Below are 15,080 nucleotides of genomic sequence, written 5' to 3' on the forward strand. Positions count from 1 at the left end.
TGAATTATCGGCTTACTGCTTCACCCCTTAAGAATGCGCAAACTCGCCTTTATTTAAATCACGCACCACGCCGTTCATGACGCTTTCGGTTAATTTATAAAATCTAATCGAGAAGGCGGTAAGTAAATAAAAGAATGACGGGATCAGCGTAAACAGCAGAATGACGCCCTGAACGGCGGTTTCCGATTGTACGGTGCTGTTCGACTCATAGTTGAACCAGGCCAGCACCCATCCAAGAATGGCACCGCCGACGGCGACACCTAATTTAATTACGAATATATTGGCCGCCACATTCATTCCAGTAATACGACGCTGGGTTTTCCATTCGCCATAATTATTTGCATCGGTAATCATGGACCACTGGAGCGCGCCGTTGCCGCCCTGCACAATTTGAATAAGAATGTGGGCGATCAACGGAATCGCCCAGAACTCCAGCGGCAGCCAGAAGCAGGCCACGCCCAGTGCCGCGTTCAGAATATTGATCCAGAACGAGAGTTTGACCTTGCAGAAGCGGGTGCCGAACGGTTGGGCCAGCACGGAGCCAAGCATGGAGGCCAGCATCCCGCCGAGCATAAAGAACGAGATGACGTCCGCCCCCTTGTTGAGCACGGTATTCACGTAATAAACCACCGCGCCGCCGCGGATCACCACCGCCACCAGCATCATAAAGTTGTAGAGGGAAAGAACGCGCCACTGATCGTTACGAAAAAGAATCTTAACGTCGCGGGCGATGTTCAGATTCTCCTCTTTGATGGGCTGCACGCGCTCTCTGGTGGTTGCAAAGCAGACGATGAACATCAGGCACCCAATCGCGCCAAAAATCGCCATCGCCACCTGAATGCCGGTGGCTCTGTCACCGGGGCAGAGATAGTCCGCCAGGGGCAGAATGAGGGCGGTTCCAAGCGCACCGCCAATGGGGGTGATGGCAAATCGCCATGACTGTAGCGAGAGGTTTTCACGCGGGTCGGAGGTCAGCGCGGCGCCCAGGGAGCAATATGGAATATTAATGGCGGTATACATCAGCGTCATAAATATATATGCCCCGACGGCGTAATAAATTTTGCCGGTTTCGGTGAAATTCGGAATGGAATAAACCAGTACACAGCTCACCGCAAAAGGAACGCATATCGCCAGTAGCCAGGGACGAAAACGCCCCCAGCGCGTTGAGGTTGCGTCGGCAATAGCCCCCATCACGGGATCGGTAATGGCGTCTAATAAACGCACCAGCAGAAACATGGTGCCCATTACGGCCGGCGGCAATCCATATATAGCCGTATAGTAATACGCCAGAATGGCCACCGAAGAGTCAAATACAATATGACTCGCTGCATCTCCCAGGCTATAGCCTATTTTTTCTTTGACCGGAATTTTTTCAGCCACCGACATCGCTTACTCCTCGTTAATGAAACCGCTTTCTTTTATCGCGGTAATGTCGCCCGAGAGTGGCGCCACGTTCCATTATGTTTTTTCATCCCTTAATTATGTTTTTTGCTTTATGTGATCGTGACAATTAAAAGAAACCATTTGCCGACCACATTATGCGTAACGGATCGCACTTTATTTTTATATTCATCTGAACATTCACAATATCAATATTTCTCCGCATCGTCGGGGCTTTAAGCGCAGCGGTAAATAATCTGTATTTGTGCAAAATGCGACGTTCGACACGCGAAGCGCGGAATATTCGACTAAGGTTTTCAGGTGATTGACGACAGCGTGACCGCTGCTCAGCGAAATAAGGAGAAGTAACGATGATAACACCTCAAAAGCTGCGCCCTCGCCTCTTACCTCTGATCCTGGGCAGCGCGTTGCTCACGGTTGGCGCAGCAGGCAATGCGGAAGAGAAAACCTCTGGCCAGATCGCTTCACCTGATATCCTGCTCGGCCCCCTTTTCAGCGATGTTCAGAGCGCTAAACTGTTCCCGGATCAGAAAACCTTTGCGGATGCCGTTCCGAAAAGCGACCCGCTGACGATCCTGGCGGATTACCGGATGCAGCATACCCAGTCCGGTTTCGACCTGCGCCACTTCGTGGAGATGAACTTTATTCTGCCAAAGGAGGGTGAAAAATACGTTCCTCCCGAGGGCCAGAGCCTGCGCAAACACATTGACGATCTGTGGCCGGTTCTGACCCGCACAACCGATAAAGCCAACAAGTGGGATTCGCTCCTGCCCCTGCCGAAGCCGTACGTGGTGCCCGGCGGACGCTTCCGCGAGGTCTATTACTGGGACAGCTATTTCACCATGCTGGGGCTGGCCGAGAGCGGGCACTGGGACAAGATTAGCGACATGGTGGACAACTTCGCTTACGAGCTTGACAGCTGGGGCCATATCCCCAACGGCAACCGCAGCTACTACCTGAGCCGCTCGCAGCCGCCGTTCTTCTCGCTGATGGTGGAGCTGCTGGCCACGCACGACGGCGAGGCGTTAAAGAAATACCGTCCGCAGATGGAGAAAGAGTATGCCTACTGGATGGAGGGGGCGGATGGGCTTCAGCCCGGCCAGGCGAACAAGCGCGTGGTGAAGCTGGACGACGGCTCCCTTCTCAACCGCTACTGGGACGATCGGGACACCCCGCGCCCCGAGTCGTGGCTGGATGACGTTACCACCGCCAAAAATAACCCCGACCGTCCGGCCACGGAGATTTACCGCGATCTGCGCGCCGCCGCCGCGTCGGGCTGGGATTTCAGCTCCCGCTGGATGGACGATCCGCAAAAGCTGGGCACCATTCGCACCACCAGCATCGTGCCGGTGGATCTGAATGCCCTGATGTTTAAGATGGAAAAACTGCTGGCCCGCGCCAGCCGGGAAGACGGCGATGCCGCCAGCGCAGGTAAATATGACGCGCTGGCCTCGGCGCGCCAGAAGGCCATGGAGAGCCACCTGTGGAACGATAAAGAGGGCTGGTACGCGGATTACGATCTGAAAAGCAGGAAGGTGCGCAACCAGCTAACGGCCGCGGCCCTCTTCCCGCTGTACGTGAAGGCGGCATCACAGGATCGCGCGGATAAGGTGGCGGCCGCCTCATCAGCGCGCCTGCTGAAGCCGGGCGGTATTTCTACCACGACCGTCAACAGCGGACAGCAGTGGGATGCGCCGAACGGCTGGGCGCCGCTACAGTGGGTGGCCGTGGAAGGGTTACAAAACTATGGCCAGCAGAAAGTGGCGATGGACGTGACCTGGCGTTTCCTGAAAAACGTTCAGCATACCTACGATCGCGAGAAAAAGCTGGTTGAGAAGTACGACGTCTCTTCCACCGGAACCGGCGGTGGCGGCGGGGAGTATCCGCTGCAGGACGGTTTCGGCTGGAGCAACGGCGTGACGCTCAGGATGCTGGACATGGTCTGCCCGAAAGAGAAGCCGTGCGACAGCGTGCCGGAGAATCAGCCTGCGGCAAACGACGATGTGGCGTCCGAGAAGCAGGCGGCGCAGTAGCGCCCCCTGGCCCTCTCCCCGGCGGCGCGAGGGTCAGGATCCGTTCCGGCTAGTGGCCCGGTAGCGTAACCGGGCTTTTTTCAGAAGCTATAGCTTGCCCCGACCTGGAACGTCCGGTCACGGCCTATCCAGCAGTTGGCGGCGTCGTAGCAGGTGAGCGTCTCTTTGTTGGTCACGTTCTGCGCGCTGGCCTTCAGCGTCAGCCCCTCCAATGAGGGAGTCATTTCGCCCATGCGGTACGATGCCGCCAGGTCGTACTGCGTGGTGCCCCCCAGCCTGCCCGCGTCGTTGGCGGGCGAGATCTCCATCGGCCCGGTGTAGCGAGCGCCGACTCCCAGCGTTACTCCCCTCAGCGGCGTGCCCTCAAAGGCGTAATCGCTCCAGAGATTAAAGGCGTTCTCAGGCACCTGCGTCGGTCGTTTGCCCCGGTATTTGTCATCTTCGGTGTTGATGGCATGGGTGTAGGCGTAGTTGGCAATCAGCGTCAGGTTATCCGTCGGACGGCTGATGGCGGACAGCTCCGCGCCTTCAGATTCCACTTCCCCGGTCTGGCGATAGTTGAGGAAGCCCGGATCGCTGGTGACCACGTTTTTCTGACGAATTTTAAACACCGAGGCGGTAAAGGTGGTTGCGTATTCCGCCAGCAGGTATTTCACCCCGCCCTCAACCTGCCTGCTGGTGGTGGGCTTAACCGCCTTCGCGGTCAGCGTGCCCTGCGGCGATACCGGAGCGAATCCTTCCGAATAGCTGATGAACGGCGACAGGCCGTTGTCAAAGGCATAAAGCGCGCCCAGTCGTTTGGTGAGGCGATCCTGCGATACCCACGCTTTGTCACCGTTTTGCAGATAGCTGGAGGTGACCGAACGGTAGTCGTCATAGCGCAGGCTGGCCAGCACGTTCAGCCCGCCGAACTCCACCTGATCCTGCACGTAATATCCGTTCTGCTGATAGCTCAGACGGTTTTTCTGCGCGGTAAACAGCCCCAGCGCGCCGCTGTCGATCTGCGAATAGTCCGGATGGCGCATATCAATGCCCGGCGTGGCCGAGGCGTAGCGGTAGCGAAAGTGACCGTTCAGCTTCTGATAGTCAAAGCCCGCCAGCAGATGGTGTTTCCAGTCTCCCAGCGCGACGGTTCGGGTGACCTGGCTGTCTACGTTGACGCTCTGCAAATCTTCATCCGTGGTATAGGCGAAGCGGTTGAGCCGGTATACCTCGCTGCCCGTGCCGGTGGAGTAGGCGCTGCGCTGATGGGTGTCCACGTCAAAGTAGCGCGCCTTCTGGCTAAAGCCCCAGCCGCCGTCAAACGCATGTTCAAAGCTGTAGCCCAGCATCCACTGGCGCTGCTTAAAGCCGCTCCACTCATCGCCGGCATAGTCACGGCGATCGGCGTAGGTTGACCGCAGGTAGCTCAGCGGCAGCGGGTCTGACGGCGTCAGGCTCGGCGTATTTTGCGCCAGCGCGTCAACGGTCAGGCGCGTGCGGGCGTCCGGCTCCCAGGTGACGGAAGGGGCCACCAGATAGTTTTCATAGCGCGCGGTGCGCGCCCGTTCGTCACTCTCCGTCGCTTTGCCCAGCAGGCGATAGCGCCAGTCGCTGCTGGCTATCTGCCCGGTGGCGTCCAGATAGCCCTCTTTCAGGCTGCGGTTACCGGTGTTCAGGCCCAGCTCCGTTTTCGCCTCTTTATGCGGCTTTTTGCTCTGGATATTGACCAGCCCGCCCGGCGAACCGCCGCCGTAGAGCACGGATGATGGCCCTTTCAGAATATCAACGCTCTCAATCAGCAGCGGATCGATTCGCGCCTTGGTGTTCCCGGTGACGTTGTAGGGAAGCTGCAGGCCGTTGTAGAACTCCTGTTCAACGTTAAACCCGCGGATCTTGTATTCGCTCATGTAGGAGGTGCTGCCGCGCACCTCCGTCGAGACGCCGGGCGCATAGCGCAGGATCTCGTTTACCGAGCGGGCCTGCCGCTGCTCAATCTCTTTCGCCGCAATGGTGTTGATCACCTGCGGGGTTTTGCTTTCCGCTACGGCTGACTTCGTGGCGCTGTTGGTCCAGGCGGGAAGCGCGCTGCCCTGCTCTGTTCCGGTCACCAGGATGGTGGATTCCTCTGCGAAAGCCTGCGTCTGCCCTGCCAGCGTGACGGCGCCCGCCAGCGCACATACCGCAAAACGAGAAGTACTCATGGTGTTGTCTTGTTATTAGATGATATTGGGAACGGCAATTATTATCATTCCCATTAACAAAGCAATATGGGCGGAGAAAAACAGGCGTTTGTATTAAGTTTCGCCATGGCGTGCCGATAACCCTGAGATAGTCTGTCAATTATCGAGGAGCCTTCTGGCGTGAGTAACTACAGTGCGCAGTTCCTGAAACAAAATCCGCTGGCGGTATTAGGGGTGTTACGCGACCTGAAAAAAGGTGAGGTGCCGCTGCGCATCAGCGCGTCAGCCAGTCAGTTTATCAGCAAGATCCTGGACGTGACGGCGGAGCACCTGATCGTCGATCTCGGCAGCCAGGATTATGAAAACCGCGTCGCGCTGGAGGCAGAGAATCTCTCGGTAATGGCCGAAACGCACGGTGCAAAAGTCGAGTTTGTGCTGCCTCGCCTGACCGCGACGGCGTATCAGGGCCTGCCTGCCTTTATGGCACCGCTGCCCGCTAACCTCTGGTTCGTGCAGCGCCGGGAGTATTTTCGCATCAGCGCCCCGCTTCACCCCGCCTATTTCTGTAAGGCAAAAATGCCGGACAAAAAAGAGATCCGCTTTCGCCTTTTCGATCTGTCGCTGGGCGGTATGGGAGCGTTGATGGATACGCCGAAGCCGGAAGGCCTGGTGGAAGGCATGCGTTTTAGCCAGATTGAGCTGGACATGGGCGGATGGGGACGCTTCTGGTTTGACGCCCAGCTGATTGCCATCAGCGAGCGCAGGGTGGTAGACGGCAAAAACGAAACCGTTACCACGCCGCGCCTGAGCTTTCGCTTCCTGAACGTCGGGCCCGGTGCCGAGCGCGAGCTCCAGCGCATCATCTTTTCACTGGAGCGTGAAGCGCGGGAGCGCGCGAACAAAGTGCGCTGAAGGACGTCGGGCAGCGTGCTGCCGCCCGACAGCGGCGTTACATGGCATCCATCGCTTTCTGTACTTTCCAGATATAGCGCGGAGCCTGTGCCGACGGATGATTCTTCACAACGTGGTCGAAAAATTCGTCTTTATCCATATCGTTAATCTCTTCAATCGCCTCTTTGCGATCGGACGAGAAGGTCCTGAGCAGCGCCCCGGCACCGTTAACGTACGACACCACCAGCGCATATTGCATGACCTCCGGATCTTCAATGCCCTTCAGAATGCCATGTTCCAGAATGCTCAGGTAAGCCGTCCCCATAGAGATATTACGCTCCGGGTTTTTCAGCTCGCTGGTGGACGGCTGCCCCTTCCAGCCCATGTAGCGATAAACCTCTCTCCCTGCCGTCGAGGCTTTTAACTGCATCAGCCCCACCGCGTTCGATTTACTCACCAGCGTCGGGTTACCGCCGGATTCCACCGCAATGATCGCCGTGACCAGACGCGGGCTGACGCCCCAGGCCTTTCCGGCTTGTTCGCTGATCGGCATCCACTGCATGGCCCGCTTCACCGGGACTTCAGGGTTCCAGGGGGGGTTCTGATAATCATGTTTTGAACTACAGCCAGCGAGCAGCACAATCAAAAAAGCAAACCATCTCAATTTCACGTCATCTATCCTTATAGCCGGTCATCGCGGTACGTCGCCTCTTGTCGCAGGCGACGGATAAGCGGCATGATATAGACAATTAGATTCTCATTCAGCAAGGAATTGCCATGTCTCAGTTTCATCTCATCGCCCCGTCGGGCTATTGCATCAACCAGGAGGCGGCGCTGCGGGGCGTTCAGCGCCTGCTGGAGATGGGCCATCAGGTAGAAAATCAGACGATTATCCCCCGCCGCATGCAGCGTTTTGCCGGTACGGAGGCGCAGAGGCTGAGCGATATCAACGGCCTGGCGAAGCTGGAAGGCGCTAACAACATCGTGCTGGCCGTGCGCGGCGGCTACGGAGCTAGCCGGCTGCTGGAGAGCATTGACTGGGCCGGGCTGGCGGCACGCCAGCAGCAGGATCCGCTGCTGATCTGCGGGCACAGCGATTTCACCGCGATCCAGCTCGGCCTGCTGGCGCTGCATAACGTCATCACCTTTAGCGGCCCGATGCTGGCCGGTAACTTTGGCGCGCCGACGCTGGATGCGTTTACTGAGGAACATTTCTGGCGCGCCCTGCAAAACCCGACCTTCACCGTCGAGTGGCAGGGCAACGGACCGCACTGGGAGTGTGAAGGCCAGCTGTGGGGAGGAAACCTGGCAATGCTGGTGTCGCTGATTGGCACGCCGTGGCTGCCGCAAATTGAAGGCGGGATCCTGGTGCTGGAAGATATCAACGAACACCCGTTCCGCGTCGAGCGCATGCTGCTGCAGCTGTACCACGCCGGGATCCTCGATCGCCAGTCGGCCATCGTGCTGGGCAGCTTCAGCGGCTCAGCGCCGAACGATTACGATGCGGGCTATACGCTGGAGACGATGGTTGATTTCATTCGCTCCCGGCTGGATATTCCGGTGATCGCCGGGCTGGATTTCGGCCATGAGCAGCAAACCGTCACGCTGCCGCTGGGCGCACAGGCGATTCTGAGGCACGACAGGTCGGGCAGCCGCTTAACCATGCACGGTCATCCGGTCTTAAAGGCATAAAAAAGCCGTTATTCCCCCTCAATAAAACGCAGATGTCGTTGTTAATATGTTAGGGTTTTAATAACAGCGTTCACATTGAGGTGGGAGTAAGACGACATTGGGTGCCACAGCGATAATCAGTCTTTTCATTCTGGGTTCCATCCTGGTAACCTTCAGCATTTTATTAAGTTCATTTTCATCGCGTCTTGGCATACCTATTCTTGTCATTTTCCTTGCTATCGGCATGCTGGCAGGAATCGACGGTATCGGCGGTATCCCCTTCGATAATTACCCTTTCGCCTACATGGTGAGTAACCTCGCGCTGGCGGTCATTTTGCTCGACGGCGGCATGCGCACCCAGGCAAGCTCGTTTCGCGTTGCCTTAGGCCCGGCGCTGTCCCTGGCGACCGTCGGCGTGCTAATAACCTCCGGCCTGACCGGCATGATGGCCGCCTGGCTGTTTAACCTCGATATGATGGAGGGCCTGCTGATTGGCGCGATTGTTGGCTCTACCGATGCGGCGGCGGTCTTCTCCCTGCTCGGCGGCAAAGGGCTAAACGAACGCGTTGGCTCAACGCTTGAGATTGAATCCGGCAGTAACGATCCGATGGCGGTATTCCTGACCATCACCCTGATTGAGATGATCCAGCAGCACGAAACCGGCCTGAGCTGGATGTTTGCCTGGCACATCCTGCAGCAGTTTGGTCTGGGGATTATCATTGGCCTGGGCGGCGGTTACCTGCTCCAGCATACGATCAACCGTATCTCTCTACCTTCCGGCCTCTATCCACTGCTGGCCCTGAGCGGCGGCATTCTGATTTTTGCCGTTACCACCGCGCTGGACGGCAGCGGTATCCTGGCGGTTTACCTCTGCGGGTTCCTGCTGGGCAACCGGCCGATTCGTAACCGCTATGCGATCCTGCAAAACTTTGACGGGCTGGCCTGGCTGGCGCAGATCGCCATGTTCCTGGTGCTGGGCCTGCTGGTGACGCCTTCCGACCTGCTGCCCATCGTCGTGCCGGCGCTGCTTTTATCGGCGTGGATGATCTTCATCGCCCGCCCGCTGTCGGTGTTTGCCGGCCTGCTGCCGTTCCGTGGGTTTAACCTGCGCGAGCGGGTGTTTATCAGCTGGGTGGGGCTGCGCGGCGCGGTGCCGATTATTCTGGCGGTGTTCCCGATGATGGCCGGGCTGGACAATGCCCGTCTGTTCTTCAATGTCGCCTTCTTCGTGGTGCTGGTGTCGCTGCTGTTTCAGGGGACCTCGCTGGGCTGGGCGGCGAAAAAAGCCAGGGTGGTGGTGCCGCCCGTCGGCTGGCCGGTCTCCCGCGTGGGGCTGGATATTCACCCCGAGAATCCGTGGGAGCAGTTTGTCTATCAGCTGAGCGCCGACAAATGGTGCGTGGGCGCCTCCCTGCGCGATCTGCATATGCCCGCTGAGACGCGCATTGCCGCGCTGTTCCGGGATAACGCCCTGCTTCACCCGACCGGCAGCACGCGGCTGCGCGAGAACGATATCCTCTGCGTGATAGGCCGCGAGCGCGACCTCCCTGCCCTCGGCAAGCTGTTCAGCCAGTCGCCGCCGGTGGCGCTGGATCAGCGTTTCTTTGGTGATTTTATTCTCGAAGCCAGCGCCAGCTTTGCCGACGTCGCGCTGATTTACGGTCTGGAAGAGGGCCTGGCGGACGGCAACGGTCAGCAAACGCTGGGTGAAATAATCCAGCGGCTGCTCGGGGCTGCGCCGGTTGTGGGTGACCAGGTGGAGTTCGCCGGGATGATCTGGACGGTAGCCGAAAAAGAGGATAACGCGGTGCGTAAGGTCGGTATGCGCCCAATGGATGAGGAACCGGAGTAGCGGATTCTTCCGGGTAAGCGCAGGCGCTTACCCGGAACAGGAGTGCGTTACACCGTCACAACCGGCACGCGCGGCGCCAGCGCGCACATCAGCTCATAGCCGACGGTGCCCGCCGCGGCGGCCACATCATCAATTTTGACCTCGTTGCCCCACAGCTCAACCGGTGAACCAATGCCCGCCTGCGGGCACGGCGTTAAATCTACGGCCAGCATGTCCATTGAAACGGTGCCCACGGTGCCCGTGCGAACGCCGTCGATCCACACCGGCGTGCCGCTCGGGGCGATGCGCGGATACCCGTCCGCGTAGCCTCCCGCCACGATACCGATACGCTGTTCGCCCGAGGCCCGGTAGCGGCTGCCGTAGCCCACCGAATCCCCCGTTTTTAGCGTCTGCACGCCAATAATTTCGCTGCGCAGGGTCATGACCGGCTTGAGGCCGCTGTTGGCGATATCCTGCCACTGCCCGGAGGGTGACGCCCCGTACAGAACGATCCCCGGACGCACCCAGTCGTAGTGTGCCTCAGGATGCCAGAGGGTGGCCGCCGAGTTCGACAGCGAGCGCGGACAGTCCAGCCCTTCTGCCGCCTGCTCGATGCGCACCATGGCATCGGCGATCCCGTCAGGCTTTTCCGCATCGGCGAAGTGCGCCATCAGGGTCATCTCACCGACGTTTTTCAGCGCGCGAAGCTGCTGCCAGACCGTATGCACCCGCTCGGGCTGGAAGCCAAGGCGGTTCATACCGCTGTTCACCTTAAGATAGATATCCAGCGGGGCATGCAGCTTAGCGTCCTGAATGGCCTTGATCTGCCAGTTACTGTGGACGCTGGTGGTCAGGCGGTACTTATCCAGCAGGGGCAGATCGTCCGCGTGGAAAAAACCTTCGAGCAGCAGAATCGGCCCCTTCCAGCCGCGCTCGCGCAGCAGGATGGCCTCTTCAAGATTGAGTAAAGCAAATCCATCGGTAGCGCCCAGCGCGCTCCAGACACGGTCGATACCATGTCCGTAGGCGTTGGCTTTAACCACCGACCAGACGCGGGAACCTGGCGCAGCACGGCGAACAATTTGCAGGTTGTCCTTCAGCGCCTGCAAATCCAGCTGAGCCAGAATTGGACGGGACATGACGACTCCTTAATTATGCGCGCCGTGCAGGTGCTGGTGGCGCGATGGGGTAAACCCTGATTGATAGCGTGCGGCGCTCAGATCGTCAAACGGAATTGCCGGCGTGCGCCCGGAGATCAGGTCGCTCAGCAGCTGACCGGAGCCGCAGGCCATGGTCCAGCCGAGCGTGCCGTGGCCGGTGTTGGTCCACAGGTTTTTGTACGGCGTACGGCCCACAATCGGCGTGCCGTCTGGCGTCATCGGACGCAGTCCGGTCCAGAACGTCGCCTGTTCAATGAAGCCGCCGCGCGGGAAGAGATCGCCCACCACCATCTCCAGCGTTTCACGACGAGGCTTGAGCAGTTCGGTATTGAAGCCGACAATTTCCGCCATGCCGCCGACGCGGATGCGGTTGTCAAAGCGGGTGATCGCAATTTTGTAGGTTTCATCCAGGATGGTAGAGACCGGCGCGCCGCTGTCCTCTTTTACCGGAATGGTCAGGGAATAGCCCTTAAGCGGGTAGACCGGAATATCCAGAATGCCCTTCAGCATCGCGGTGGAGTATGAACCAAACGCCATCACGTAGGCGTCGGCCTTGATCACCTCGTCGCCACACTTCACGCCGTAAATCTTTTCCCCTTCCGACAGGAGCTTGTCGACCGAAGTGTTGAAGCGGAACGTCACTCCGGCCTGCTCGCACATCTGCGCCAGACGCTGGGTGAAAAGCTGGCAGTCGCCGGTTTCATCATTGGGTAAGCGCAGGCCGCCCGTCAGCTTGTGGGCCACCTCTGCCAGCGCCGGCTCCACCTGCGCCAGCTGGCTGGCTTCGAGCAGCTGGTAAGGGACGCCCGCGTCTTCAAGCACGGCGATGTCGCGGGTGGCGTTTTCATACTGTTGCGCGGTGCGGAATAGCTGGAGCGTGCCGCCCTGGCGCCCCTCGTACTCGATACCCGTTGCGGTGCGCAGCGCCTTCAGGCAATCGCGGCTGTACTCCGCCAGGCGCACCATGCGCCCTTTGTTTTCCATGTAGTGGCGCGTGTCGCAGTTACGCAGCATCTGCCACATCCACTTAAGCTGGAACTGCGTGCCGTCCAGGCCGATCGCCAGCGGCGCATGGCGCTGGAACATCCACTTAATTGCCTTCAGCGGTACGCCGGGTGCCGCCCACGGCGCAGCATAGCCCGGGGAGATTTGCCCGGCATTCGCCGCGCTGGTTTCCATCGCCGGACCGGATTCGCGATCGATAACGGTAACCTCATGTCCCGCCTGACTTAAATACCAGGCGCTGGTTACGCCAACGACGCCACTTCCCAGTATGACAACACGCATAGCCACTCCATTATGTGCAAAAGAACAATCATCTAATTACAGATTGATAACCTAGTTGAAAATATTATTCAACATATGACTTTTTTATGGTGACTTAACTCACATATCCCTCTGTATAAGGGGATAGCGGTTATTTGGCATCTCCTGCTGCGCGTTATTTTTAACCAGTAGAAAATTCTGTGAGCACCGCTTTTTTTGCCGTATTGAAAACGCGAAATCGCAAAGAAAAAATTTTCTGCGTCCCGCGTATTTGAATGGGGTGATCTATGCTTGAAAGGAGGCTCTCCAGACAGAGAGAGCTACCAACAACGAGGGCGCGCTAATGGCTACAATAGATTCCATGTCCAGGGACAGCACCCGTCTGAGCGATGGACCCGACTGGACCTTCGAGTTGCTGGATGTCTACCTGGCGGAGATCGACCGGGTGGCAAAACTCTATCGTCTGGATACCTATCCCCATCAAATTGAGGTCATCACCTCCGAACAGATGATGGACGCCTACTCCAGCGTCGGGATGCCGATTAACTATCCCCACTGGTCGTTCGGGAAAAAATTCATTGAGACAGAGCGGCTCTATAAGCACGGGCAGCAGGGGCTGGCGTATGAAATCGTCATTAACTCCAACCCGTGTATCGCCTACCTGATGGAGGAGAACACCATTACCATGCAGGCGCTGGTGATGGCGCATGCCTGCTACGGGCATAACTCGTTCTTCAAAAACAACTATCTGTTCCGCAGCTGGACGGACGCCAGCTCCATCGTCGATTACCTGATCTTTGCCCGTAAATACATTACCGACTGCGAAGAGCGCTACGGCGTGGACGAGGTGGAGAAGCTGCTGGACTCCTGCCACGCGCTGATGAACTACGGCGTTGACCGCTATAAGCGCCCGCAGAAGATTTCGTTGCAGGAAGAGAAAGCCCGACAGAAGAGCCGCGAGGAGTACCTGCAAAGCCAGGTGAATATGCTGTGGCGCACCCTGCCGAAACGCGAGGAGGAGAAAACCGTCGCCGAGGCGCGCCGCTACCCTTCCGAGCCGCAGGAAAACCTGCTCTACTTTATGGAGAAGAACGCCCCGCTGCTGGAGCCATGGCAGCGCGAGATCCTGCGCATCGTGCGCAAGGTGAGCCAGTATTTCTATCCCCAGAAGCAGACCCAGGTCATGAACGAGGGCTGGGCAACCTTCTGGCACTACACCATTCTTAACCACCTGTATGACGAAGGAAAAGTCACCGAGCGGTTTATGATGGAGTTTCTGCACAGCCACACCAACGTGGTGTTCCAGCCGGCCTATAACAGCCCGTGGTACAGCGGCATCAACCCGTACGCGCTCGGCTTTGCCATGTTCCAGGACATCAAGCGCATCTGCCAGTCGCCAACGGAAGAGGACAAATACTGGTTCCCGGATATTGCGGGCTCCGACTGGCTGGAAACGCTGCACTTCGCGATGCGTGATTTCAAGGATGAGAGCTTCATCAGCCAGTTTATGTCGCCGAAGATCATGCGTGATTTCCGCTTCTTCACCGTGCTGGACGATGACCGCAACAACTTCCTTGAAATCTCCGCGATCCATAACGAAGAGGGCTATCGCGAGATCCGCTCGCGCCTGTCGTCTCAGTACAACCTGAGCAACCTGGAGCCGAATATTCAGGTCTGGAACGTGGATCTGCGCGGCGACCGCTCTCTGACGCTGCGCTATATCCCGCACAACCGCGCGCCGCTGGATAAAGGGCGTAAGGAAGTGCTGAAGCACGTGCATCGCCTGTGGGGATTTGACGTATTGCTGGAACAGCAGAACGAAGACGGCAGCGTGGAGCTGCTGGAGCGGTGTCCGGCGCGCCTGAATACGCTGTAGCGCCAGCGGGCGAAAAAAAACCTCTCAGCCGAGAGGTTTTTTTATTTCAGCGGCCCTGAATGGCCAAATCGCCCGGCAGGGTTTTCTGCATCCGGTGCCAGATTTCCCCGGAGTCGTGACCGTAGCGACGTACCGTTTCATAGACCTGATCGTGCAGCCCTTCGGTGCAGAGCTTGCTCAGCTTATGGTAGAAGCCGAGCGCCAGGCTGCGGGCTTCAGGGTTGGCAAAGTAGTGACGGCCAATGCGCGTATACAGCCCCTTCATGCCGTTCAGGATCAGACCATAAATCGGATTGCCGGACGCAAACGCCAGACCGCGGAACACGTTGTAGTCGAGGGTCGCAAAAGCGTCCGCGTGGTCTTCCACCTCGTTGGCGGTGGCGAGCACCTTCAGGGCATCTTCAGGATGCTGGCGAAACGCGGTGCGGATAAAAATGGTGGCGATGTTGGTACGCACAGAAAGCAGATTATCAATCAGCTGCGGTACGCTTTCGTGATCGAGACGCGCCAGCGTTTCCAGAATATTCAGCCCGGACGTTTCCCAGAAGTTGTTCACTTTAGTGGGCTTGCCATGCTGTATCGTCAACCAGCCATCGCGCGCCAGACGCTGGAGCACTTCTCGCAGCGTGGTACGGGTAACGCCAATCAGTTCAGAGAGTTCGCGTTCAGCAGGTAGAATTGATCCCGCAGGGAAACGATTATTCCAGATGCTTTCAATGATGTACTCTTCCGCGAAACCCGCCGGGCTCTGCGCCTTAATGACCATAGTGAGATTTCCATTACACAGCT

Annotated in this window: 11 protein-coding genes; 5 read left to right on the forward strand and 6 right to left on the reverse strand. The window is 58.1% G+C overall.

What is annotated here, in order from left to right:
• Nucleotides 1-27: 27 nt before the first annotated feature.
• Entirely contained in the window at nucleotides 28-1,386 is a 1,359-nt protein-coding gene (locus tag OWK27_RS09150; RefSeq protein WP_267590269.1) for a glycoside-pentoside-hexuronide (GPH):cation symporter, read from the reverse strand.
• A 365-nt stretch (nucleotides 1,387-1,751) separates the two neighbouring features.
• Here OWK27_RS09150 and OWK27_RS09155 point away from each other — a divergent pair, with 365 nt between their 5' ends.
• A complete protein-coding gene (locus tag OWK27_RS09155) occupies nucleotides 1,752-3,434 on the forward strand; it encodes an alpha,alpha-trehalase (protein ID WP_267590270.1) in 1,683 nt (560 codons plus the stop codon).
• An 80-nt stretch (nucleotides 3,435-3,514) separates the two neighbouring features.
• Here the strand turns inward: OWK27_RS09155 and OWK27_RS09160 are convergent, their stop codons facing one another.
• Entirely contained in the window at nucleotides 3,515-5,617 is a 2,103-nt protein-coding gene (locus OWK27_RS09160; protein WP_267590271.1) for a TonB-dependent siderophore receptor, read from the reverse strand.
• Between the two features lie 159 nt (nucleotides 5,618-5,776).
• Between OWK27_RS09160 and ycgR the strand changes: the two genes are divergently transcribed.
• The gene (gene ycgR, locus OWK27_RS09165) at nucleotides 5,777-6,508 is read left to right on the forward strand and encodes a flagellar brake protein YcgR (protein WP_176610069.1); all 732 of its coding nucleotides are present in this window, start codon (nucleotides 5,777-5,779) and stop codon (nucleotides 6,506-6,508) included.
• A 37-nt stretch (nucleotides 6,509-6,545) separates the two neighbouring features.
• On the opposite strand, the gene emtA is transcribed toward ycgR, so the two are convergent.
• Nucleotides 6,546-7,157 carry a membrane-bound lytic murein transglycosylase EmtA gene (gene emtA, locus OWK27_RS09170; protein WP_148418018.1) on the reverse strand — a complete coding sequence of 204 codons (612 nt, stop codon included), beginning with the start codon at nucleotides 7,155-7,157 and terminating at the stop codon, nucleotides 6,546-6,548.
• A 107-nt stretch (nucleotides 7,158-7,264) separates the two neighbouring features.
• On the opposite strand from emtA, the gene ldcA reads away from it, so the two are divergent.
• Together ldcA and OWK27_RS09180 are read left to right on the forward strand one after the other, a co-directional pair.
• Nucleotides 7,265-8,179 carry a muramoyltetrapeptide carboxypeptidase gene (gene ldcA, locus OWK27_RS09175; RefSeq protein WP_267590272.1) on the forward strand — a complete coding sequence of 305 codons (915 nt, stop codon included), beginning with the start codon at nucleotides 7,265-7,267 and terminating at the stop codon, nucleotides 8,177-8,179.
• 97 nt (nucleotides 8,180-8,276) lie between these two features.
• Nucleotides 8,277-10,010, forward strand: coding sequence for a potassium/proton antiporter (locus OWK27_RS09180; RefSeq protein WP_148418020.1), 1,734 nt, complete (start codon nucleotides 8,277-8,279; stop codon nucleotides 10,008-10,010).
• Nucleotides 10,011-10,057: 47 nt separating this feature from the next.
• Here OWK27_RS09180 and dadX read toward each other — a convergent pair whose 3' ends face one another.
• Nucleotides 10,058-11,128, reverse strand: a complete 1,071-nt coding sequence (dadX, locus tag OWK27_RS09185; RefSeq protein WP_193354608.1) for a catabolic alanine racemase DadX — start codon at nucleotides 11,126-11,128, stop codon at nucleotides 10,058-10,060.
• A gap of 9 nt (nucleotides 11,129-11,137) precedes the next feature.
• A complete protein-coding gene (locus OWK27_RS09190) occupies nucleotides 11,138-12,436 on the reverse strand; it encodes a D-amino acid dehydrogenase (RefSeq protein ID WP_148418022.1) in 1,299 nt (432 codons plus the stop codon).
• 322 nt (nucleotides 12,437-12,758) lie between these two features.
• Between OWK27_RS09190 and OWK27_RS09195 the strand changes: the two genes are divergently transcribed.
• A complete protein-coding gene (locus tag OWK27_RS09195; protein ID WP_176610066.1) occupies nucleotides 12,759-14,291 on the forward strand; it encodes a SpoVR family protein in 1,533 nt (510 codons plus the stop codon).
• 46 nt (nucleotides 14,292-14,337) lie between these two features.
• Here the strand turns inward: OWK27_RS09195 and fadR are convergent, their stop codons facing one another.
• Complete coding sequence (gene fadR, locus OWK27_RS09200; RefSeq protein WP_148418024.1) at nucleotides 14,338-15,057, reverse strand: fatty acid metabolism transcriptional regulator FadR; 720 nt, start codon at nucleotides 15,055-15,057, stop codon at nucleotides 14,338-14,340.
• Between the last annotated feature and the right edge of the window lie 23 nt (nucleotides 15,058-15,080).

The sequence above is a fragment of the Enterobacter cloacae complex sp. 2022EL-00788 genome (assembly GCF_026627565.1).
GTDB lineage: Bacteria > Pseudomonadota > Gammaproteobacteria > Enterobacterales > Enterobacteriaceae > Enterobacter > Enterobacter pasteurii.

Coding starts and splice junctions, on each gene's coding strand:
- OWK27_RS09150 (WP_267590269.1), bottom strand. CDS start 1,386: ATGTCGGTGGCTGAAAAAATTCCGGTCAAAGAAAAAATAGGCTATAGC.
- OWK27_RS09155 (WP_267590270.1), top strand. CDS start 1,752: ATGATAACACCTCAAAAGCTGCGCCCTCGCCTCTTACCTCTGATCCTG.
- OWK27_RS09160 (WP_267590271.1), bottom strand. CDS start 5,617: ATGAGTACTTCTCGTTTTGCGGTATGTGCGCTGGCGGGCGCCGTCACG.
- ldcA (WP_267590272.1), top strand. CDS start 7,265: ATGTCTCAGTTTCATCTCATCGCCCCGTCGGGCTATTGCATCAACCAG.
- dadX (WP_193354608.1), bottom strand. CDS start 11,128: ATGTCCCGTCCAATTCTGGCTCAGCTGGATTTGCAGGCGCTGAAGGAC.
- OWK27_RS09190 (WP_148418022.1), bottom strand. CDS start 12,436: ATGCGTGTTGTCATACTGGGAAGTGGCGTCGTTGGCGTAACCAGCGCC.
- OWK27_RS09195 (WP_176610066.1), top strand. CDS start 12,759: ATGGCTACAATAGATTCCATGTCCAGGGACAGCACCCGTCTGAGCGAT.
- fadR (WP_148418024.1), bottom strand. CDS start 15,057: ATGGTCATTAAGGCGCAGAGCCCGGCGGGTTTCGCGGAAGAGTACATC.